Consider the following 20,205-nt stretch of genomic DNA (forward strand, 5'->3'; position numbering starts at 1 on the left):
GCCGTTATCTGTATGGTATTGCATAGATATAGCCAGTTTACTTCGATGAGAACCTAAATGGCACAGGAGATTCTTGTTGGCCTAACGAACAGGCACCATTCCGTTGCAAGATAATAGGCTTCCATCTTTTTGGAGGTTTTTAGGCCAGTACTTCCACGTCGCATTTTTCGAATGAGATAGGGGCTATTCATCCGAAATCTGTCGTGCGGCGGCGAGGTTACTTGTTGATATGCCTGTGCTTAAGGGGGCGTGCGATGGAGCGTTGGTTGTTGATTTCCAACTGCAACACATATGGGCTTGCGCGTTCATTGCAGTTGTTGAGCAACAGCTTTGAGCTCGATTGCGTGGATGTGTGGCAATTCAAGAAGAATATGCAGGATTACACGGAAAAAATTCCGAAATACGACAGGGTGATCATAAATCCCATAGCCGAACTGATGGGGTATGATTTTTCATCGGTGGAAAATTTGTACAAGATTCCGAACCTGGAGTTCGATGCCTACCATCCGGATTTTTGTTTCACCACGGCGAGAGGTGAGCGTATCTATAAGCCGTTGGCCGCCAATCAGTCGATGATTGTTCTCTCGGCCTTCAAGGCGGGTCTGAGTATAGAGAAGACCCGAAAGCTGTTTCGCCGCGATATATATGAGCAATGTGGTTTCTTCTCGCGCTGGGAACCGGCGAGAGACAGGCTCATCTCAAGCTTCGCCGCTTTCGGGATGGATATAACGAACCCGTTCAGGCGCTGGTCGCGCGGCGAGAGTTTCATGCATAGCCTGGCACATCCCAAGGCGCGCCCCATTCTCGACGTCGCTCGTACATTTCTCAGGAACCACGGCATCGAGACCAACAAGATGGATCTGGTGCCTTTCGATACCATCGTGGATGGCGCATGCCTTCCAGTCTATCCCGAGATAGGCGAGATCTTCGGGGTCGGCGGTTCCTACATGTTTAAACTGCCTGGCGAGTATAGGCTTATCTCGCTGGAGAAGTTTATTGAGCTCAGCTTTGAGGCTTACTCAAGCTTCGAGGTGGATGAGATCACGGTCGAGCCTGGCTTTCTCACGCGTTTCAACCGCGTAAAACAGGTCATAGCGGAGACAGATGCATGAGCAATCCATATTCCACGATCAATGATTATCAGTTGTGGCGCAGGTCCGTTGCACGCGTGGAAACGCATATGTTCGATCCTATCGTCAATCCAAGGTTCAAGATCGACAAGACCGTGAAAGTCGCAACGGCCGGCAGTTGTTTCGCGCAACATATTTCGCGTCAGATTCAACGGATCGGCTTTCATTATTTCATTTCCGAAAAGGGTGAAGGCTTACCCGAAGCGGAAAGATCCAAGCGAAATTTCGGTGTCTTCTCAGCGCGCTACGGGAATATTTATACCGCCCAGCAGTTGCTTCAGCTTTTTGATGAGGTCTTCGAGGGCCGCGAACCCGTCGAGAAAGCGTGGTTACGCAAGGACAATAAGTTCGTCGATCCTTACCGTCCGCAGATCGAGCCGGATGGGTACGACACCCCGGAAGCAGTCATTGAAGCACGTCGTTCACATCTCGCGGCCGTACGGTCGGTATTCCTCGATTCCGATATTCTGGTCTTCACGCTGGGCCTGACGGAATCGTGGAGATCAAAGGCGGATGGATCGGTCTTCCCTCTTGCGCCGGGCGTAACCGCCGGATCGTTCGATCCTGATCGATATGAATTCGTCAACTTCGGCGTGGATGAAGTCGATCGCCATCTGTCCCTGTTCCTGAAGAAATTGAAGGGCGTCAATCCTCGGGTAAAAGTACTTCTCACCGTTTCTCCGGTGCCTCTGGTGGCGACCTATGAAAACCGCAATGTCCTGGTTTCGACGACCTACAGCAAAGCCGTTTTGCGGGTGGTGGCCGAGCAGATGCTATCGCGTTTTGACTGGGTCGACTATTTCCCCTCATACGAGATCATTACCGGCAGCTATGCCGGAGGCCTCTATTACGAGGACGATTATCGCGAGGTAAATCATCTCGGGGTGGCCCATGTGATGCGGTGTTTTGTCAGGAACTACGTCTCGCAGCCCAGCAACAAGGCCGAGCCTAAAGTCGAGATGCTGCCGCCGCCCGAGATAGAAGAATATCAAGCCGTGGTCTGCGACGAACGAGAGATCGAGATGTTGCGCCCCTGAAGCGCCCGGAGCCGGATGCCGGCTTTATCGAGGGGTGCCTAGAAAGCATTTTCCGTTTCCGCGCAGCGGCATCTGCGGCGAGGAACCGCGAGAAGAGCGCTTGGCACGACCAGGCTGATCCGCAGCCTGTTCAGGTGTGGTTGCTTGCCAGATGAATACCATTGGGAGCCTGTCGTGGAAGCATGGTTGATTATCTCGAACGCTCAGACGCATGGACTTGCAAACTCCATGAGGTTGCTGAGCAATGATTTGCGGATCGATCACGCCGATATCTGGACCTTCCGGGGGGCTCTGGACAAATTCGCGGAAACCATTCCTACCTATGACAGGGTGGTCATCCATCCTCATTTGGAGCAGGGATACTATGATTTCTCATCCGTACAAAAACTGAGCCGGATTCCCTCCATAAAATTTGATGCCTATCATCCGGACATCTGCTTTGTTAACGTGCGAGGACAGCTCCTCAACGGGCCGATCGGCGCTTATCAATCGATGATCGTGCTGGCTGCCTTCCAGGCGGGAATGAGCCCCGAGAGAACCCGAACTTTGTTTCGGCGCGACATATTTGAGCGAAGTGGATTTTTTTCCCGCTGGGAGGGTGAGCGGAAACAGCTCCTGGAAAGCTTTGCCGCGCACGGGCTGGATATGTCGGGGCCTTTCAGAGCCTGGTCGCGGCGCGAGAGCTTCATGTACGGCATCGATCTTTCGAAGGCTCGCCCGATCCATGATATTGCGCAGGCCTTCCTGCAGCAGTGCGGAATAGAGACAAATCGAACCGATATTATACCAGCTGACGTCATGATGATCGGATCCTGTTTTCCGGTATATCCGGAAGTGGCCGAGGTGTTAGGAGTTGAAGGCTCTTATATGTTCAAGCCGCATCGGGAATATAAACTCCTTTCGCTGGAAAAATTTATAGGAGAAAGTTTCGCCATATATGCGAAATATTCTCTCGAGGAGATCGCGCTGGATTCTCGTTTTGCCCAACGCTTTGATCTGGTCAGATCTGTGATAGCGGAGGAAGGGTTACAATAGATGCATGGTTTTCGCATCCCGCTGAATGGCAGTGTTGAACACAGCGGCGCGTTGTAACCCCGGAATGAGGTAAGTCGGTGATTGGGATGAGCCGCTGGCGGCGATTTCCCCGTCTATGAGAGGCTTTGCGCAATCTCTGGTTTTAGATCCGTAGCCATCACCACAAGTCTGTCACGGAAGTTTGCAATTAGGTTCATGCGCCTGAAATAATCACCCCGCAAACAGCCTCCCTAACACGCGAGGCTGTCCATGAACCGTAAGAATGTACTTCTGATCGTCGTCGATCAGTGGCGGGCCGATTTCATCCCGCATCTTTTGCGCGCCGACGGGCATGAGGCGTTTCTGAAGACGCCGAACCTGGATCGGCTTTGCCGCGAGGGTGTGACCTTCCGCAATCATGTGACGACCTGCGTGCCTTGCGGTCCGGCTCGCGCCAGCCTTCTGACCGGCCTTTACCTGATGAATCACCGCGCCGTGCAGAACACGGTGCCGCTCGACAGCAGGCATTTCAATCTCGCCAAGGCGCTGCGCGGCGTCGGCTACGATCCGGCGCTGGTGGGCTATACCACGACCGTGCCGGACCCGCGCACGACCTCCATCAACGATCCGCGCTTTCTGGCTCTCGGCGACATGATGGACGGCTTCCATTCGGTAGGTGCCTTCGAGCCGAACATGGAAGGCTATTTCGGCTGGGTGGCGCAGCAGGGCTTCGATCTGCCGGAACACCACCCCGATGTCTGGCTGCCGGAAGGTGAGGATGCCGTGAAGGGCGCGACCGATCGCCCCTCGCGCATTCCGCATGAATATTCCGATTCCACCTATTTCACCGAGCGGGCGCTGACCTATCTCAAGGGCCGCGCCGGCAAGCCGTTCTTCCTGCATCTCGGCTATTATCGCCCCCATCCGCCTTTCGTCGCCTCCGCGCCCTATCACGACATGTATCGCCCGGAAGACATGCCGGCGCCGATCCGCGCCACCAGCCCCGAAACGGAGGCCGCGCAACATCCCCTGATGAAGTTCTATATCGACAGCATCCGCCGCGGTTCCTTCTTCCAGGGAGCCGAAGGATCGGGGGCGACGCTGGACGAGGCCGATATCCGCCAGATGCGCGCCACCTATTGCGGTCTGATCAGCGAGATCGACGATTGTCTCGGCCAGGTCTTTGACTATCTGGATGGCACCGGCCAGTGGGACGACACGCTGATCATCTTCACCAGCGACCACGGCGAGCAGCTCGGCGATCATCATCTGCTCGGCAAGATTGGCTATAACGACGAAAGCTTCCGCATTCCGCTGGTCATCAAGAATGCCGGACCGAATGCGCGGCCCGGTGCGATCGAGACCGCTTTCACCGAAAGCATCGACGTCATGCCGACCATTCTCGATTGGCTCGGCGGTGATATCCCGCGCGCCTGCGACGGCGAAACGCTCGTGCCCTTCCTCGCCGGCAAGCGGCCGGATGATTGGCGCACGGAGCTGCACTACGAATACGACTTCCGCGACGTATTCTATTCCGAACCGCAGGCAGTCCTGGGCCTGGACCAGAATGATTGCAGCCTCTGTGTCGTCCAGGACGAGCGCTACAAATACGTCCATTTCGCCGCCCTGCCGCCGTTGTTCTTCGATCTCGAGCGCGATCCCAACGAATTCGTCAATCTCGCCGGCGATCCGGACTACGCGGCGCTGGTGCGCGACTATGCGCAGAAAGCTTTGTCCTGGCGGCTCAGACATGCCGACCGGACGCTGACCCATTATCGCTCCGGCCCCGAGGGCCTGACCGCCCGCGACCGATAACGACAACCGAAACCCGATTTTCAGGAGGTATTTTCATGGTCAATATTACCCGTCGTGGCGCGCTCGGCATGGCGACCGCCGCCGCCGGCTCGCTGATCCTGCCGCGCTTCTCGATCGCTCAGGCCGACAATCGTCCGTCGATCACCATCGCCGTGCAGAAGATTTCCAACACCAACACGCTGGATACGCTGCGCGAGCAGTCGAATGTCGGCCAGCGCATCTTCAATTCGTCGCTGTGGGAAGGGTTGATCGGCCTCAACTGGCTGAACGGCCTGACCGCCCGCCCGGAACTCGCCACGGAATGGCGCCGCATCGACGACAAGACCGTCGAGCTGAAGCTGCGCCAGGGCGTCAAGTTCCACAACGGCGCGGAACTGACCGCTGAAGACGTCGTCTTTTCCTTCAGCAAGGAGCGCATGTTTGGCGACACGCAGCCGAACGCCGGCAAGACGATCTACGTCAACGACACCAATCCGATCCGCAATCAGGGCAAGGACCTGCCGCCGGAAGTGCCGGCGACCGCCCGGCGCATCTGGCCGGCGCTGCAGGGCGTCGAGATCGTCGACAAGTACACGGTCCGTTTCGTCAACGGTTCGTCCGACGTCACCATGGAAGGCCGCCTTTCGGTTGCCGCCAGCGCGATTGCCAGCCGCCGCGGTTGGGAAGACGCCAAGAGCTATCTCGATTGGGCCCGCGCGCCGATCACTACCGGCCCCTACCGCGTCGCCGACTTCAAGCCGGACACCTATCTGATCTACGAAGCTCATGACGAATACTGGGGCGGCCGTCCGCCGCTGAAGCGGATCCGCTTCGTCGAGGTTCCGGAAGTCGCCTCGCGCGTCAACGGCCTGCTATCGGGCGAATATCAGTTCGCCTGCGACATCCCACCGGACCAGATCGGGGGTATCGAGAAGAATGCCGCGTTCGAAGTTCAGGGTGGCACGATCCCCAATCATCGCGAGACAGTCTTCGACAAGAACCATCCGCAGCTTGTCGATCCGCGTATCCGTCGCGCCTTCACCCACGCCATCGACCGCCAGGCGATCGTCGAATCGCTTTGGGCCGGCCGCACCAGGGTTCCCGCCGGCCTGCAGTGGGATTTCTATGGCGACATGTTCGTCAAGGGTTGGTCTGTTCCGGAATATAATCCGGACATGGCGCGCCAGCTTCTCAAGGAAGCCAACTACAAGGGCGACGCGATCCCCTATCGCCTGCTCGACAACTACTACACCAACCAGACGGCAACGGCGCAGATCCTGGTGGAGATGTGGAACCAGGTCGGCCTGAATGTCGAGATCGCCGTCAAGGAGAACTGGCAGGCGATCCTTGAAAAGACCCCGACGCGGGCCGTTCGCGACTGGTCGAGCTCGGCGAGCTTCAACGATCCGGTCTCCTCCATCATCGCCAATCACGGGCCGAACGGCCAGCAGCAGCAGATCGGCGAATGGACCAATGCCGAGATGAACACGCTCTCGACCTTCCTTGAAACCAGCACCGACCGCGCCAAGCGCCACGACGCCTTCGCCCGCATGCTGCAGATCTGCGAGCGCGAAGACCCGGCCTACACGGTCCTGCATCAGAACGCCGTATTCACCGGCAAGCCGAAGGCGCTGAAGTGGAAGGCCGCGTCGGCCTTCGCAATGGACTTCCGTCCCGGCAACTGGGCCTGATTCGACGAAACGGACCGGAGGCCACACCTCCGGTCCGTTTTCATTCGTTCGTGTGGACGAAGGAGGCAGCAATGTCCCTGGTGGAAATCTCCAATTTAACGGTCGCCTTCAACGGCACGCGGGTTTTGCACGGCATCGATCTGGCGATCGAGAACGGCGAGGCCGTTGGTCTGGTCGGCGAATCCGGTTGCGGCAAGTCGGTGACCTGGCTTGCGGCCCTTGGTCTTCTGCCGCGCAAGGCGACCGTCGGTGGCAGCGTCCGTCTCGGCGACCGGCAGCTTGTCGGCGCACCGCGCACCACGCTCGAGAGCGTACGCGGCAGCCGCATCGCCATGATCTTCCAGGATCCGTCCAGTTCGCTCAACCCCGTCATCCGTGCCGGCCGGCAGATCGCCGAAGCCGTCGAGTTGCATCGTGGGCTGACGGGCAAGGCGGCGCGCTTCGAGGCGATCCGGCTGATGGAGTTGGTGGGCATTCCCGACGCCATCAGGCGCTTCGACAATTTTCCGCATGAATTTTCCGGCGGCCAGAACCAGCGGCTGATGATCGCCATGGCGTTGTCGGGCAATCCCGACCTGCTAGTGGCCGACGAGCCGACGACCGCGCTCGACGCCACCATCCAGGCGCAGATCCTCGACCTTTTGATCTCGATCCGCGCCGAGACCGGCATGGCCATTGTCTTCATCAGCCATGATCTCGGGGCCGTGTCGCAGGTCTGCGAGCGCGTCTGCGTCATGTATGCCGGCCGTGTCGTGGAAATGTGCTCGACGGAGGCGCTGTTCCTCGAACCGCGCCACCCCTATACGCGTGGCCTGTTCGACGCCATTCCACGTCTTGACGGCGGCCGCGAACGCATGGCGCCGATCCCGGGCACGGTGCCGCAGCCGGGCCGCTTGCCGGGTGGCTGCGCCTTCGCGCCGCGCTGCGGCCGGACCTCCGAGCTCTGTCACAACAGCCTGCCGCAACTGGTGGATCTCGGTAGTGATCGTGCAGCCGCCTGCTTCCATCCGATCGGTGACGGCGCGACCGCGGCAGTCCCGAATGTCGTTCAGGCCAGGCAGGGAGCGACGGTAGCGTGAGTACGGATCCCCTCATCGAGGCCAGCGACCTTACCAAAACCTATTTCTCCCGCCGTGGCCTGCTCGGCCGGCCGACTGCCGTGCATGCCGTCGACGGCGTTTCGCTCACCGTCGCGCCGGGCACCACGCTCGGCATCGTCGGCGAATCCGGCTCGGGAAAATCCACCACGGGCCGGCTGCTGCTTGGCCTGGAGGCGCCGTCGGCCGGTCATGTCCGCTTCGACGGCGAGCCGATGCCTGCCCTGGAGACGGCTGAATGGCGGAAGTATCGGGCGCGCATGCAGCTTGTCTTCCAGGACCCGCTTGCCGCCCTCGACCGGCGCCTGACCATCGGCGCGCAGATCGGCGAACCGCTGGCGATCCACAATATTGGCACGCAAGCCGAGCGCCGCGAACGCGTCATGACGCTGCTGCAGGCTGTCGGCCTGCGCCGCGACCAGGAGACGAGCTATCCGCACGAGCTCTCCGGCGGCCAGCGCCAGCGTATCGTCATCGCCCGCGCCATTGCCAGCGATCCGCAATTGCTGGTTTGCGACGAGCCGGTCTCGGCGCTCGACGTTTCGATCCAGGCGCAAGTCGTCAACCTGCTGCGCGACCTGCAGGAGACGCGCGGCATCACCATGGTCTTCATCAGTCACGACCTGAAAGTGGTGCGCAACATCTCGGATCGCGTCGCTGTGATGTATCTTGGCCGGATCGTAGAGGAATCATCCTCGGACGAGATCTTCAGCGCTCCGCTGCATCCCTATACCAGGGCGCTGGTGTCGAGCGTGCCCGTGCCGGGAACGGCGCTGAAGGACCGTATCGTGCTGCAGGGCGAGCCGCCGAATCCGGCCGCGCGCCCCGCCGGTTGTGCTTTCCATCCGCGCTGCGCCGTCGCCATCGCGCGCTGCCGCTCGGAAACCCCGGCGCTCTTGGCGATCGGCTCCGGGCGCAAGGCAGCCTGTCATCTCGTCGGTGGCGATCAGCCCGCCGGCGTCGCGAACATCGGGTCTGCCGAAACCCTCGTTGAAGCCGCTCCCACCCAGACATCAGCGAGCCCGTGATCCCATGTTCCGCTTCCTTCTCTTCAAGATATTCCGTGCGCTGATGACCATTATGCTGGTCGTCACCTTTGCCTTCATCGTGCTGCGCATGTCGGGCGATCCGGCCGTCATCATTCTGGGGCCGGACGCGCCGCCGCAGGCGATCGAGGCGTTCCGTCACGCCTGGGGTCTCGATCAGCCACTCTGGGATCAGTATCTGCGCTATTTCGGCGCCATCGCGCGCGGCGATCTCGGCGTGTCCATGCGGGACGGTCAGTCGGCCATCCTTCTGGTCATGGAACGCATCCCGGCGACGCTGGAGCTGACCGTTCCGGCGCTGATCCTCAAGCTCGTCCTTGGCATCTCCATCGGTGTCTACGCGGCGCTGCACCGTGAAACCCTGCTCGACCGCGTGGTCATGGCGGGCGCCGTCATCGGCTTTACCATGCCGAGCTTCGTTCTCGGCCTCGTGTTGGTGCTGATCTTCGCCGTCGAGCTCGACTGGCTGCCGTCCGGTGGCCAGGATACATGGATGCATGCCATCCTGCCGATCATCGCCATGAGTGTCGGCGGCATCGGCATTCTTGCCCGCTTCTCGCGCAGCGCCATGATCGAGATCCTGGGCCAGCCCTATATCCGCACGGCGAGCGCCAAGGGCATGCCATGGCGGAAGGTCGTCTGGCGGCACGCGCTGCCGAATGCGGCAATCCCGATCGTCACCATCGCCGGTTTCATGGTCGGCTCGCTGATTGCAGGCGCCGTGGTGGTGGAATCGCTGTTCTCATGGCCGGGCGTTGGGCGTCTGCTGGTGGTCTCCGTCGCAAACCGCGATCTCGCCGTCGTGCAATGTATTCTTTTGATGGTGGCGGCCTGCATGGTGCTGTCCAATTTCACCGTCGATATTCTCTACGGCTACCTCGATCCGCGCCTGCGGACCACGACTGCGAAAGGCTGAGCGATGGCGAACATCTCCATTCCTGGTATCGCCACGGGCGAGCGCAAGCAGCAAAAGAAGGGCCTGCCCATTATCGTCACCATCGGCCTCGTCTGGATCGCGGCGATGATCGTCATCGCCGTGACGGCGGACTGGATCCGACCCTTCAACATCACCGCCTTCGATCTGAAGAACCGCCTGGCGCTGCCTGGCGATCCCAAGCATTTCCTCGGCACCGACGAGCTCGGCCGCGACGTGCTCTCGCGTCTGATCGACAGTATCCGCATCTCGCTTTTGATCGCCTTCGGCGCAACAATGATCTCGGCCTTCGTCGGCACGCTACTCGGCTTCCTCGCCGCCTATTTCCGGGGGATCGTCGAGCACATCGTCCTGATGCTGGCGGATTTCCAGGCGGCCATGCCCTTCCTGATCATGTCGCTCGCCGTGCTCGCCTTTTTCGGCAGTTCGCTGCCGCTGCTGATATGCCTGATGGGCTTCTACGGCTGGGAACGCTACACCCGCATCGCTCGTGGTCTCGCGATCTCTGCCAGCAAGCAAGGCTATGCCTCGGCCGTGACACAGCTCGGCGCCAGCCCGATGCGGGTTTACCTGAACCACATCCTGCCGAACATCGCTTCGACGCTGATCGTCTCGATGACGCTGACCTTCCCGGAGGTCATCCTGATGGAAAGCAGCCTGTCCTTCCTCGGTCTCGGCGTGCAGCCGCCGATGACCAGCCTTGGTAACATGGTCGGTTATGGGCGCGAATATCTCACCCGCGCGCCCTGGATCATGCTGACGCCGTCGGTGGTCATCATGCTGACCACGCTCTCGATCAGCATCGTCGGCGATTGGTTGCGAGACAAGCTCGATCCAACCCTATCGTGATCTAGACGCCGGTCTTTTTCGTTTCCTCGCCGTGGGTCGCCTTCAGAGGAATCTCCGGCAGGAACAGCAGCGCAATCAGCGCCAGTGCCACGATGACCGTTCCGGTGGCGAAGGTCATGGCGATGGCGTGGCGGTAAAGTGCTATCGCCGCGGCATGGGCTTCCGGCGAGGCTGTAGCGAGCTGCTTTAGGCCGCTTTCGGTCAGCGACGACATGTCCAGGCTGCCGGAGGCGCCAGTCGCCTGTTGCACGCGATAGGCAAGGATCGCGCCGGAGCCGGTGACGCCGATCAGGCCGCCGAGCGAGCGGAAGAAGGCAAGCGTCGCCGTGCCGACACCGCGGTGGGCAAGGGGCAGGGCGTTCTGTACCGCGACCGTCATCGTCGGCATCACCAGCCCGAGCCCCAGGCCAAGTGCAAAGATCGAGGGTTCGATGATGGCGAACCCCTGGCTTTCTGCGGCGGCCCAGGCAAGCACGGCGAAGGCTGTGGTTGCAAGGCCAAGGCCCACAAGCTGGGCCGGCTTGTAGCGGCCGGAACGTTGTAGAAGCACACGTCCGTTAAACATCGAGGAGATGACAAAGCCGACCATCAGCGGTCCGGTCAGAAGGCCGGATTGCGAGGGGCTGGCGCCCATCACCATCTGAAAGAACAGCGGAAAGAACAGGCTCGCGCCGAGCATGCCCATGAAGGTCAGGGCGAGCACGATGCAGGCGACGACGAACAGACGGTTGCGGAAGAGATCGGGTGGCAGAACCGGCTCCGGTTCGCGGCGGACATGGAAAACGAAGAGGACGGTTAGGATGAGGGAGGTAGCCGACAGGCCGAGGATCTCAGGCGAATTCCAGGCCCATTCGTTGCCGCCAAGCGCGAGCACCAGCAGGAAGCCGGTGGTGCAGGCAGTCAAGAGTGCTGCGCCGAGATAGTCGATGCGGCGGCTGCGCGCCTGATGCGGCCGCTTCAGGGCGCGGCCGATCATGACGAGGGCGACCGCGCCGATCGGCAGGTTGACGTAGAAGATCCAGTGCCAGGAGAGCAGATCGGTGATGACGCCGCCGACGACCGGGCCGATGACGCTGCAGACAGCGAAGACGGCGGCGATCGAGCCCTGGTTGCGGCCGCGCCTGGCCGGTGGCACCAGATCGCCGATGATGATCTGCGCGAGCGGCATCAGACCCCCGGCGCCAATGCCCTGGATGGCGCGGAAGATAATGAGCTGGGGTAGCGTCTGCGCCATGCCGCTTAGGATGGAGCCGAGCAGGAAGATCAGGATCGCCGTGTAGATCATCGGCTTGCGGCCATATTGGTCGCTGAGCTTGCCGTAGAGCGGCATGGTGCTGGTCGAGGCCAGCACATAGGCGCTGACCACCCAGGAGAGATGTGTGACGCCGCCAAGATCGCTGACGATGCGCGGCAGGGCGGTGGCGACGATGCTCTGGTCGATAGCGGCAAGGCCGAGCACGATCATCAGGCCGAGGATGACGGCGCGGATTTCGCGCCGGTCGGGCGCGTTGCTTCCGGTCGGTGTCGGCTGAGAAGCGGCTTGTTGCACCTGCGCGGTCATTGTCCGATCTCTCCAAGCGGGCCTACGGCGGCGCGGATCGCGCTACGCGCTTCCGGCGACAGTTTTGCGAGTTCGGAGGCGAGCCAATCGGTCCGCCTTTGCTTGATCCTCTTGATCAGGGTCCGCCCCTTCTCGGTGGCGATCAGGCCATTGCGTCGCTTGTCTTGCGGATCGGGCGCGGCACGGGCGACGAGACCCTCGCGTTCCATGGCCTTGATATGCCCCGATATCGTCGGTCCACGCAGCTTTTCCAGCCGGGCCAGCTCGGCGACGCCGATGCCTGGTTGCCGGACGATAGCGACGAGAAGAAGCGCCTGCAGCGGCGAAATGCCGGGGTCGTCGGTCTCGCGCCGCAGTTGCCGGTGAAGGCGATGCAGGGCCGGGCGCAGTGCTTCGGCGAGTGCCATAGCCTCTTCGATATCGTAGGCGCGCCCGGTTTCGTGCATGCGTTCATATCCCATAGATAGGTAGGCTTCCTATCTATATAGATACTACGCTGTTCAAGCTTGCGCAAGCGGTCGAATCTTGCGGAACCTTTTTCAATCATTGCGCGTTTTCCGGTGTCGTTGGGACTTGAGAGGAGAATGACCGTGAGGAGATTATTGTCGGCGGTGTCAGCCACCGCCTTGAGTGTTTTGCTTGCCGTTTCGTCCATCGATCCGGCAGCAGCGGGGCCAATCCAACCTATTCCGCAGCCATTGGTCTTGCAGACAAGTGCGGCCTTGCAGACGACCGGCGTGACCGAGGTGCAATATCGGCATCACCGGCCGCGCTATCGTCCGCATTACCGGCCTCATCATCGCCCATACTATCGCCCTGGTTATCATCGCCCGGGCTATTGGCATGGCCATCGCGGCTATCGTTACGGACGCCCCGGCTATCGCCGATACAATGATGGCTGGTGGTATCCGATGGCGGCCTTTACCGCGGGCGCGATTATCGGCGGTGCCGTAGCCCGCCCATCCTATGGGAGTGCGCATGCTCGCTGGTGCGCCAACCGGTATCGGTCGTATCGCGCCTCCGACAACACCTATCAGCCGACCAATGGTCCACGCCGGCAGTGCGTTGTGCGGTGATTGCGCATAGAAAACCCTCTCTCCGTTTTGGCGGGGAGAGGGGCGAATATCACGCCACAGCCGACGCCGGCATCTTCAATCCCGTCAACTGTTCCGATACCTCCCAAAGCCGCCGCCAAATGGCTTTGTTCCGGGCAGAGGGCGCGATCTTGGCACGCACGGGTGGGCCTTTCAGCTCATAGAAGCCATTCGGACCATACATGCCGCCGCCTTCGGCCTCGGGTGAGGTGGCGGCGAACAGTGTCGGCAAGGCGCCGGCCTCCGCCGAATGCGAGAGGATCGGCTCTATCGCCTTGCTAAGCAGCTCAAGCCAGCCCGGCCTGTTCCGACCCATGCGAGGGCCGGTGCTTTGCAGGCCGGTGATCGCGAAGCCGGGATGGGCCGCCGTGCTCGTGAGGTTCCAACCCTCGGCGCGGGCGATCCGGTCGAGTTCGAGGCTGAACATCAGCGTCGCCAGCTTCGACTGGCAATAGGCGCGCCATGAGCCGTAGCTCTTCACCCATTGCAGATCGTCAAAATTGATCTTGCCGCTGCGATGCGCCAGGCTGCTGACGGTGACGATGCGCGGGCTCCCGGCGGCAAGGAGATTGGGCAGCAGTCGCATGGTCAGGGCGAAGTGACCGATATAGTTCGCACCCATCTGCATCTCGAAGCCGTCCTCGGTCTCATGCCGGTCCGGAATGGCCATGACGCCGGCATTGTTGATGAGCAGGTCGATCCGGGGTGCGGATGCGGCGATGCGCGTGGCGGTGCGGGCGACGGAAACGAGGCTGGCGAGATCGAGCGGCTCGAAAGCGACGTCGGCGCCGGGTGTCGTGGCACGAATCTCGGCCAGCACCTCCGCGCCTTTCCTTTCGTTGCGCGAAGCGATGATTACCCTGGCACCGGCGCCCGCTAGCGCCTTGGCGGCTTCGTAGCCGATGCCGCTGGTGGCGCCGGTGATGACGGCGGTACGGCCGGTCTGCGAGGGAATGTCTTTCACGGTCCAGTCGGGCATTGCGAGTCTCCAAGGAAAAGGGTTGGCTATTTCCGTACCGGATTAATTATTGCACTAAACGCAAAAATACAATAGTTAAAAAAATGCATTGATTATGAAGCGCTGTTATGGTTTGCATGCCGCCAATATCAGCGGTGGGTTCGTTGCCGCGCCTTCGAATTGCCACGCTGTTCGTGGCGTGATCACGCCACAATTTGTATTACTGGCCGCAGATGGGACTAACGGAATGACGACAAAGACGACATGCTCCGATTTCGTGCAGTTCTTCCGCTCCTGGGTGAGCGACCCCATGCGCGTGGCGGCGATCGCGCCGTCCGGCGAACGACTGGCGCGGCTAATGACGCGGGAGATCGAGCCGCTCGACGGTCCGGTCCTAGAGCTTGGTCCTGGCACCGGCGTCTTCACGCGCGCATTGCTGGCGCGCGGCGTCTCCGAATGCGATTTGACCCTGATCGAATTCGGCGAGGAATTCGTCGCTCCGTTGCGCGGCCGTTTTCCCAGTGCGCGCGTCGTACAGATGGATGCGGCGCAGCTCGGCCAATGTGGCCTGTTTGCCGCTGCGCCATTCGGCGCTGTTGTCAGCGGCCTGCCGCTGCTTTCCATGCCTCCGGAGAAGATCACCGCGATCGTCGGCGGCGCATTCGCGACGATGAAGCCCGGCGGCTCCTTCTATCAGTTCACCTACGGTCCGCGCTGTCCGGTGCCGCGCTCGATCCTCGATCGGCTCGGCCTGAAGGCGACGCGCGTCGGTGGCACGGTGCGGAACATTCCGCCGGCGGGCGTCTATCGGATATCGCGTGGAAAACCGTCGGAGCTCTCGATTGATGGTTCCGAATATCGTAGCACGAACGAGAATGCCGGAATTGCCGCCTATGCGGCCGACACCGGAGCGGTCGACGTGGGGCGGCCGGAAGCGGGTGCATAGCGGGGGGACTTCATGGCGGATGTTCAGGAGATTGATGGTGCGGTGAAGGAAGGGCGGCGCGAACGTAAGCGCCGCCAGACGCGGGAGCGCATCCAGGCGGCGGCGCTCGCCCTCTTTCTCGAGCGCGGCTTCGACGGCACGACAATCGAGGACATCACCGAGGCCGCCGACGTCTCCAAGCGCAGCTTCTTCGATTATTTTCCGAGCAAGGAAGAGGTAGTCTCCGCCTGGCAGGACAATTTCGCCGACGAACTGGCCGACGCCGTTGCCGCGCAGCCCAAGGACGCGTCGATCGTTGCGGTCATCGAAGGCGCACTGACGTCGGCGCTGCTTGCCGCCCTGGCCGATCCCCAGAGCCTCGCTATTGGTGATCTGATCCACAATACGCCGGTGCTGAGCGCCCGCCATCAGTTGAAATATACCAAGCTCGAGACGAAATTGACGGATGCGCTGTATGCCCGGTCCGGCGGCGGCGAGGAGGAATTGCTCCGCCTGCGCCTGCTATCGGCGATCGTCGTCAGCACTGTGCGCATCGGTGGCGAGCGCTGGAACGAAAGGCCGCAGGATCTATCCTCGCAGGCGTTTGCCCAGGATTTATTCAGGGAACTCTGGGCTACCCTGGCCGATCTCGGCGCGCTGGTCGAGCAACGCTCCTCCCGTCGCTGATCTCGGACGAAGGTATCCGAGGCATCGAAGAAAGCCGCAGAACTTGTGCTGCAGCTCATTGCATCGGAAAACCCGCCGACCCATCTTCTGTTAGGCCGCGACGTCATCAGCCTCGTTTGCTCGACGCATGCAACCGCGCCTCGGCTTCCACGGATTTCGAATAAGCTCAACGATATTACAGGGACGAAAATCATGTCAGATTTCAATGCAGCCAAGTCCGGTCAATTCAAGATCGGTGGCGATCTCAGCGTCAATCGCCTCGGCTTCGGCGCCATGCGCGTCACCGGTTACGGTATCTGGGGCGAGCCGGATGATCATGACGAATCCATCCGCACCCTCAAGCGCCTGCCGGAACTCGGCATCGATTTCATCGACACGGCCGACTCCTACGGCCCCGATGTCTCAGAACGCCTGATCAAGGAAGCGCTCTATCCCTACGACACGAAGGTGGTTATCGCCACAAAGGGCGGCCTGACGCGCACCGGTCCCGGCGAATGGATTCCCGTGGGGCGTCCGGAATATCTCATCCAGCAGGCGCATAAGAGCCTGCGCAATCTCGGCCTCGAGCAGATCGATCTCTGGCAGCTTCACCGCATCGATCCCAAGGTGCCGGCGGCCGAACAGTTCGACGCCATCAAGTCGCTACAGGACGCCAAGATCATCCGCCATGCCGGCCTCAGCGAAGTGTCGGTCGCCGACATCGAGGCCGCCTCGAAGTATTTCAAGGTGGCGACGGTGCAGAACCGCTATAACCTCATCGACCGCACCAGCGAGGACGTCCTCGACTATTGCGAAAAGCATAATATCGGCTTCATCCCCTGGTTCCCGTTGGCATCGGGCGAACTCGCCAAGGAAGGCTCCCTTCTCGACACCATCGCCAAGAAGCACGGCGCTGCCCCGAGCCAGATAGCACTTGCCTGGGTCCTGAAGCGCAGCCTCGTCATGCTGCCGATCCCGGGCACATCGAAGGTCAAGCATCTCGAGGAGAATACGGCGGCCGTCAACATCACCCTGTCCGACGAAGAGTTTTCGGCGCTGGATGCCGAGGGCAAGAAGGCATTCGCGGCTGCTTGAGCTGATATCATCGCTCTTCTGCGATTCGACGACGGAGGGCGCCTGCACTGGCGTCCTCCATTACCCAGGATGCGGTCGGATGATGATCGCATCCCGAAAATGACGGATCGCGATCATGTGAATCCTTTTCATTGGCACTTTACGACTGTAAAATAGGCGGAAGAACACCGGAAACGCTCATGATATGCGGTGTTCGCGGTGATTGCGGTGAGGGGCATTGCGTTTTTTGCATTGCTGCATTGCGGAAGATGGTCTGTTCAGATCCGCCTTGGGGTTATATCCACTCCCTTGAAGGCAGCGCACTCCTCCTCCCAGCGCGCCTTCGTCGATTGGCAACACTCCTCCTCCCAGTTGCCAATCCGGATCAAGAGCCCGATGCATCCTCCTCCCGCATCGGGCTCTTTCTATTTTCCACGCCCCCACACGAGTTTCACCTTTGGCCCCGGCGACCGTTGCCTCTTTGCCTCGCTGCCATGAATTAGCGCCGACTCACATGGGATGGAGCCGCGACGCGGCTTGCGCCGTGATCCTTCATGCGTAGAGTGGCGGCCACTTTAGGCTTGCGACGATGAGGTTTGGCGTGATGCAGCGTATGGAAGATGCCGGCCAATGGGGGAAGACGGTCTTCCGGGCTATCGCCATTGTCGCGACGCTCTCCCTGACAGCTTGCGGCCGGCCGATTGGCGTCATGCAGCCGATCGTGGGAAATGTTCCGGGCACCACCAAAGTCGACGTGATGGTCGCCACCACCCGACTGCCGGACAAGGATCCGGCGATCCTGTTTTCCGGAGAGCGCGGTGCGGCGCTGAAGGTTGATGCCGTCAGCATCTCGATCCCGCCGGAAGCCAATCGCAAGGTTGGCCAGGTGCAGTGGCCGAGCAAATTGCCCGGCAATCCCCTGAAGAATTTCGTCACCACCGCCGTCCAGCCGCTGCCGACCGAGGCCGACGTTCATGCCTGGCTGCGCCCGCATCTGCCGAAGAGCAAACGGGTCCTGATCTTCGTACACGGCTTCAACAACAGCTATGAGGACGCCGTCTACCGCTTCGCGCAGATCGTCCATGATTCCCATGCCGATGTCGCGCCGATCGTTTTCACCTGGCCGTCTCGCGCCAGCATTTTCGATTACGCCTACGACAAGGAAAGCACCAACTATTCCCGCGATGCGCTCGAAGAGATGCTGCACCGCGCCGCTTCCGATCCCAGGGTCGGCGATATCACTGTCATGGCGCATTCCATGGGCACCTGGCTTGCGGTGGAAGCTCTCCGGCAGATGGCGATCCGCGACGGTCGCGTCGCGCCGAAGATCACCAACGTTATTCTCGCCTCTCCCGACCTCGACGTCGATGTTTTCGGCCAGCAATTCGCCGCCCTCGGCAAGGACAAGCCGCATTTTACCCTGTTCGTCTCGCGTGACGACCGGGCGCTGTCCTTGTCGCGCCGAATTTCCGGCAATGTCGATCGTCTCGGTCAGATCGACCCGACCGCCGAACCCTATCGTACCGAGCTGGAAAAACAGGGCATCACCGTGCTCGACCTCACCAAGCTGAAGACTGGCGATTCACTCAACCATGGCAAATTCGCCGAAAGCCCGGAAGTGGTGCGGCTGATCGGCGACCGGCTGATCGCGGGCCAGACCATCACCGATTCCGATGTCGGCATTGGTGACGCGGTCGGTGCGGTCGCCCTCGGCGCGGCACAGACGGTCGGCAGTGCAGCGAGCGCTGCCGTTAGCGCGCCGATCGCCATCTTCGATCCGCGCACCCGCCGGAACTATGGCGAACAGTTGCGACGTGTCGGCGCTTCCGCCGGCAACACCGTCGGCTCCGTCGGCGACAGCATGACAACGACGGGCGAGAATGTCGGCGCGGCGATCGGCCAATAGGGCCCGCCCGCCACGCCTTCGAAAAACACCGTAGCCACCTCCCGTGATCTGATATATCACAGAGTCGCGCCCTGACGTGCATTGCGGCGCTCTGCGGACGGACTTGAGGAATGGACGAAAACAAGCGGACGGTCGTTGTCGTTGGCGCCGGGATCATTGGCGCGGCGATCGCCTTTGAATTGCAGCGGCGTGGCCGGCAGGTGACGCTGGTCGACAAGGACGAGCCGGGCGAGGGCGCCTCCTTCGGCAACATGGCGAGCATTGCGCTCGATTTCGCCGCCGGTTCCGGCCCGTCCACCTGGGCGAAAATTCCCCGCTGGCTGCTGGACCCGGAAGGCCCGGTTTGGCTGAGACCCTCCTATGCGCTGAAAATGCTACCCTGGTTCCTGCGCTTCATCGCGGCCGGCCGCCCGTCGCGATTGAAAGAGATCGAGGATGCCGGCATGAGCCTGTCGCGCCATGCTCTCGGTGATTTCAGGGCAATGCTCGATAGCCTCGGCGCCCCGGAACTGATGACGGAGGAAGGGTGCCTCGCGATCTACGAGACCGAATCCGAATTTGCTGGTGACCGCGCCCATATCGAGCTGCTGCGGCATTACGGTCTGGAACACAAAATTCTCTCCGGCGCGGAAATCCGCGATTACGAGCCGGCGCTCTCGCCTGGTATCGCCAAGGCGGTGCTGCTGCCGGACAACAAGTCGATCCGCAATCCCCATCAGCTTGTCCTCAAGCTTGTGGAGGCCGCAAAAGCCCTCGGTGCCACCTTTGCCTCCGGTTCGGTCCGAACCGTCGAGCGGCAGGCGAAGGGCGTCGTGACGGTGCTTCTCGAAGACGGGCGGCGGCTGGAGGCCAATGATGTGGTGCTTGCCGCCGGTGTCCGCACGCGGTTCATCGCCTCGGCGCTTGGCGAGCCGATCCCGCTCGAAACCGAGCGCGGCTATCATACGCAGATCATGAAGCCCGGCATCGCCATGCGCTATTCGATCATCTGGCCGCATCGCGCCTTCATGGTGACGCCGACGGCCGGCGGCATCCGCGTCGGCGGCAATGTCGAGCTGGCGGGCCTCGATGCGCCCCCGGATTTCCGCCGTCCGCGCATCCTTGTCCGCCACGCCCAGAGGGTGCTGCCCGGCCTGCAGGTGGAGGACGCCAAGGATTGGATGGGCCATCGCCCAGCACTCCCTGACACAATCCCGATCATCTCGCCGTCATCCCGTGTTTCCGGCGTCTGGTACGCCACCGGCCACGGCCATCTCGGGCTCACTTTTTCGGCGACGACAGCGCGGTTGATGGCCGATATGATGACCGGCATCGCACCGCAGGTCGACATGACCCCGTTCCGCATCAATCGCTACTAGGGCGATGTCCGAAACCGAGAAGGCCGCTGTGCTGATCATCGGCCAGAATATTCGCATCGACGGCGGCGTCG

18 protein-coding genes are annotated in these 20,205 nt (G+C 61.2%); 15 read left to right on the forward strand and 3 right to left on the reverse strand.

Features of this window, described 5'->3' with window-relative positions:
- The first annotated feature begins 254 nt into the window (after nucleotides 1–254).
- The 9 genes from EX00_RS19340 (at nucleotide 255) to EX00_RS19380 (ending at nucleotide 10,592) form a co-directional block, all read left to right on the forward strand.
- The gene (locus EX00_RS19340; protein WP_047461382.1) at nucleotides 255–1,112 is read left to right on the forward strand and encodes a WcbI family polysaccharide biosynthesis putative acetyltransferase; all 858 of its coding nucleotides are present in this window, start codon (nucleotides 255–257) and stop codon (nucleotides 1,110–1,112) included.
- Nucleotides 1,109–2,167 (forward strand): GSCFA domain-containing protein, encoded by a 1,059-nt coding sequence (locus EX00_RS19345; protein WP_047461384.1) that lies wholly within the window; start codon nucleotides 1,109–1,111, stop codon nucleotides 2,165–2,167. The genes EX00_RS19340 and EX00_RS19345 overlap by 4 nt, the downstream gene beginning before the upstream one ends.
- Nucleotides 2,168–2,341: 174 nt before the next feature.
- Nucleotides 2,342–3,202, forward strand: a complete 861-nt coding sequence (locus EX00_RS19350; protein WP_047461386.1) for a WcbI family polysaccharide biosynthesis putative acetyltransferase — start codon at nucleotides 2,342–2,344, stop codon at nucleotides 3,200–3,202.
- Nucleotides 3,203–3,451: 249 nt separating this feature from the next.
- Nucleotides 3,452–4,996, forward strand: a complete 1,545-nt coding sequence (gene pehA, locus EX00_RS19355; RefSeq protein WP_047461389.1) for a phosphoric/sulfuric ester hydrolase PehA — start codon at nucleotides 3,452–3,454, stop codon at nucleotides 4,994–4,996.
- Nucleotides 4,997–5,031: 35 nt separating this feature from the next.
- Entirely contained in the window at nucleotides 5,032–6,666 is a 1,635-nt protein-coding gene (locus EX00_RS19360) for an ABC transporter substrate-binding protein (protein WP_047461390.1), read from the forward strand.
- A 71-nt stretch (nucleotides 6,667–6,737) separates the two neighbouring features.
- Nucleotides 6,738–7,745, forward strand: coding sequence for an ABC transporter ATP-binding protein (locus EX00_RS19365; protein WP_047461393.1), 1,008 nt, complete (start codon nucleotides 6,738–6,740; stop codon nucleotides 7,743–7,745).
- Nucleotides 7,742–8,791, forward strand: a complete 1,050-nt coding sequence (locus tag EX00_RS19370; protein WP_047461396.1) for an ABC transporter ATP-binding protein — start codon at nucleotides 7,742–7,744, stop codon at nucleotides 8,789–8,791. The genes EX00_RS19365 and EX00_RS19370 overlap by 4 nt, the downstream gene beginning before the upstream one ends.
- A gap of 4 nt (nucleotides 8,792–8,795) precedes the next feature.
- Complete coding sequence (locus EX00_RS19375; RefSeq protein ID WP_047461398.1) at nucleotides 8,796–9,725, forward strand: ABC transporter permease; 930 nt, start codon at nucleotides 8,796–8,798, stop codon at nucleotides 9,723–9,725.
- Nucleotides 9,726–9,728: 3 nt separating this feature from the next.
- Entirely contained in the window at nucleotides 9,729–10,592 is an 864-nt protein-coding gene (locus tag EX00_RS19380) for an ABC transporter permease (protein WP_047461400.1), read from the forward strand.
- A gap of 1 nt (nucleotide 10,593) precedes the next feature.
- On the opposite strand, the gene EX00_RS19385 is transcribed toward EX00_RS19380, so the two are convergent.
- Both EX00_RS19385 and EX00_RS19390 read right to left on the reverse strand, forming a co-directional pair.
- Nucleotides 10,594–12,153 (reverse strand): MDR family MFS transporter, encoded by a 1,560-nt coding sequence (locus EX00_RS19385; RefSeq protein ID WP_047461403.1) that lies wholly within the window; start codon nucleotides 12,151–12,153, stop codon nucleotides 10,594–10,596.
- A complete protein-coding gene (locus tag EX00_RS19390) occupies nucleotides 12,150–12,599 on the reverse strand; it encodes a MarR family winged helix-turn-helix transcriptional regulator (protein ID WP_047461889.1) in 450 nt (149 codons plus the stop codon). Before EX00_RS19390 ends, EX00_RS19385 begins: the two co-directional genes overlap by 4 nt.
- Nucleotides 12,600–12,737: 138 nt before the next feature.
- On the opposite strand from EX00_RS19390, the gene EX00_RS19395 reads away from it, so the two are divergent.
- Nucleotides 12,738–13,229: a BA14K family protein gene (locus EX00_RS19395; protein WP_047461405.1), complete on the forward strand. Its 492-nt coding sequence runs from the start codon at nucleotides 12,738–12,740 to the stop codon at nucleotides 13,227–13,229.
- 49 nt (nucleotides 13,230–13,278) lie between these two features.
- Here the strand turns inward: EX00_RS19395 and EX00_RS19400 are convergent, their stop codons facing one another.
- Complete coding sequence (locus EX00_RS19400) at nucleotides 13,279–14,226, reverse strand: SDR family oxidoreductase (RefSeq protein WP_047461408.1); 948 nt, start codon at nucleotides 14,224–14,226, stop codon at nucleotides 13,279–13,281.
- 226 nt (nucleotides 14,227–14,452) lie between these two features.
- On the opposite strand from EX00_RS19400, the gene EX00_RS19405 reads away from it, so the two are divergent.
- The 5 genes from EX00_RS19405 to EX00_RS19425 all read left to right on the forward strand — a co-directional run bounded on the left by EX00_RS19405 (nucleotide 14,453) and on the right by EX00_RS19425 (nucleotide 20,134).
- Entirely contained in the window at nucleotides 14,453–15,151 is a 699-nt protein-coding gene (locus EX00_RS19405; RefSeq protein WP_047461410.1) for a class I SAM-dependent methyltransferase, read from the forward strand.
- A gap of 12 nt (nucleotides 15,152–15,163) precedes the next feature.
- Nucleotides 15,164–15,817 (forward strand): TetR family transcriptional regulator, encoded by a 654-nt coding sequence (locus EX00_RS19410; RefSeq protein WP_047461412.1) that lies wholly within the window; start codon nucleotides 15,164–15,166, stop codon nucleotides 15,815–15,817.
- 192 nt (nucleotides 15,818–16,009) lie between these two features.
- A complete protein-coding gene (locus tag EX00_RS19415) occupies nucleotides 16,010–16,891 on the forward strand; it encodes an aldo/keto reductase (RefSeq protein ID WP_047461892.1) in 882 nt (293 codons plus the stop codon).
- A gap of 583 nt (nucleotides 16,892–17,474) precedes the next feature.
- The gene (locus EX00_RS19420) at nucleotides 17,475–18,776 is read left to right on the forward strand and encodes an alpha/beta hydrolase (protein WP_047461416.1); all 1,302 of its coding nucleotides are present in this window, start codon (nucleotides 17,475–17,477) and stop codon (nucleotides 18,774–18,776) included.
- 110 nt (nucleotides 18,777–18,886) lie between these two features.
- Nucleotides 18,887–20,134: an NAD(P)/FAD-dependent oxidoreductase gene (locus tag EX00_RS19425; RefSeq protein ID WP_047461418.1), complete on the forward strand. Its 1,248-nt coding sequence runs from the start codon at nucleotides 18,887–18,889 to the stop codon at nucleotides 20,132–20,134.
- The last annotated feature ends 71 nt before the right edge of the window (nucleotides 20,135–20,205 follow it).

The sequence above is a fragment of the Martinezella rhizogenes genome (genome assembly GCF_000799715.1).
GTDB classification, from domain to species: Bacteria; Pseudomonadota; Alphaproteobacteria; order Rhizobiales; family Rhizobiaceae; genus Rhizobium; species Rhizobium rhizogenes_C.